A 1,911-nucleotide genomic window follows, 5' to 3' on the forward strand; every position below is an offset into this window, starting at 1 on the left:
TCGGTTTGCCTGCGGGTGGGTGGCGGGTGCGTCCGGCCATCGCGTCCCAGAAACGGTTCAGTTCACGGACGCGCATGCTGACCCAGGGAGGCGTCTTCCTATGCACCACCTTGGGGAAACAGCGGCGTATGGGCCCTGGCAGTAGCGCCTGCTGCTGGCGGCAGAAGGGCTCACGGACCTCGCCCCGGGGCACCCCGCCTCGAGGCGGGTACGGACAGAGTTGGAACTCGCAGTCGGGTAGACAGGCGGTGCCCGGTGCGGGTGGCTCGGATGTGCCGGGCCGCAGGCCGGGCCGCAGCGGCGCGCGGCTCGTGCAGAGGCACGGCGGGAGCGACATCCCAGGACGCTCGGCGCGGGCCATACGCTCCTCGACCTCCTCCGGATAGCCGTCCCGCTCGATCAGGTTCAGCATGAGCAGCACGTCAGCGACGAGGCGCTGTGCGCGTCCGTCGAGGGTGCTCCATCCGACCGAGGGCGGTAGCCCCGATTGTGTCCGGTGCGCGAGCCTATGTTGTCAGTGACGGTCTTCTCGTCGATCCAGAGGAAACGCTCGGGCTGCCCGGTCTCCAGCGCCAGGGCCACCAGGTCGCCCGCCTCGGCGACGAACGGATGCAGCATCCGCCGGGGCGAGTCACCGTTCGAGCCGGGCCGACCGGGCGGGCCGTTCACCGTGCCCGCCATTGACAGCCAGCGCTGCACCGTCTGCACCGCGTTGGTCCCGCCGTTCGCCCGGGACGGCTCGGGCGACCCGGCGAGGCCGTCCTCCCGCCATACCTCGCCGTCCACGTCACGTTCGCGGCGGCTGGCACTGTCCGGGAGCTCCCACAGACACAGCCCTTGAAGCAGGGTCAGCTGCGTGTATCAGCAGCGGGACTGCTGCAGCACCTTCTCCGCCTGTCGGATCAGATCGGCTCGGCTGCCCGGGTCCGAGTAGGGGTGGCGTTTGCGCCGGTTGGCCGCGAACTTGAAGCCCTGGGCCAGCGCGGCCTCCAAGGCGAGCGGCAGGTCGGGGTGCCATGGGTGTGCTTCGGATGGAGGTGGCGTAGCCACTTGGTGAGGCGTTCGCGGGCCTCGTCACGGTGGGAGTCGTCGACGGAGCCCAGGAGCATGGGGATCATCCAGGCTCGCATCACGAACTCCCTGGACAGCTGGATGCGCTCCTTCCGGTACCGCTGCTTGATTTCCTTCCGGTCCTCCTGCAGCCGATCGGTCTCCGCGGACGACCTGTCCCGAGAGGACGCGCGGACGGTCATCGCATTCCGCATCCTCTCGCTCCAGTCGTGGTCTTCCCTCCTCCTGCGGGCCCTCAGATCGCGGAGCCTCTTGTTGTACTCCCTGATGGGGTCGGTGTTCAGACCGATCTTCTCCCCGATCACGACGAACGCCGCGGTTCCACCGCTGCCGAACTCCTGGGCGGCGGCCAGGCGCACGGAGTACGAGGGCTCCGCCTTGCCGATCCAAAAGAGGTGGTCGTAGAGCTGCATGGTGTCGGTCTTCTCGGAGGCCGCACGTAGTGCCGTGCCGAGCTGCTTGAGCAGCCTGAGCTTCGCGTCCTCGACGGTGCGACGGCCGTGCACCTTCTCGACGATGTCCCTCAGCAGTCACGGACGGGCTTCCACGCTGTCGACCTCCAGGCTCGCCGCGTACAGGTCCAGGGCCTTGGGGTCGTCGGCGCGGTGGTTCGCGGCCGTGAAGAGCCGGTCGGCGTTGGGCCGGCCGTACACGGGAGCCTGCCGCCACAGCTCTTCTCGGTACTTCTGCAACTCGGCCCCGAGACTGCCTCCCTTGGCGGACAGATCCGCCGACCGGCGACGGGAGAGCAGCACCAGTGCGATGAGCAGCTCACGGCTGGGGCCCGGCGGCTGCAGTGCCTGCTGGATCAGCTCGCCGGTGCCTCGCTCGCCGAGGTGA

Annotated in this window: 3 protein-coding genes and 1 pseudogene; all 4 read right to left on the reverse strand. The window is 69.1% G+C overall.

Features of this window, described 5'->3' with window-relative positions; translation table 11 throughout:
• A pseudogene (locus VXC91_RS45015) lies at window positions 1-412 on the reverse strand (ATP-binding protein); the annotation flags it as partial.
• Window positions 406-786, reverse strand: coding sequence for a hypothetical protein (locus VXC91_RS45020; protein ID WP_329513115.1), 381 nt, complete (start codon window positions 784-786; stop codon window positions 406-408). The gene VXC91_RS45020 and the pseudogene VXC91_RS45015, both read right to left, overlap by 7 nt.
• Before the next feature lie 116 nt (window positions 787-902).
• Window positions 903-1,577: a hypothetical protein gene (locus tag VXC91_RS45025; RefSeq protein ID WP_329513116.1), complete on the reverse strand. Its 675-nt coding sequence runs from the start codon at window positions 1,575-1,577 to the stop codon at window positions 903-905.
• Window positions 1,578-1,601: 24 nt separating this feature from the next.
• Window positions 1,602-1,911: hypothetical protein (locus VXC91_RS45030; protein WP_329513117.1), on the reverse strand; the 310-nt coding region annotated here is incomplete at its 5' end.

It is taken from the genome of Streptomyces chiangmaiensis (assembly GCF_036281785.1).
GTDB classification, from domain to species: Bacteria; Actinomycetota; Actinomycetes; order Streptomycetales; family Streptomycetaceae; genus Streptomyces; species Streptomyces chiangmaiensis.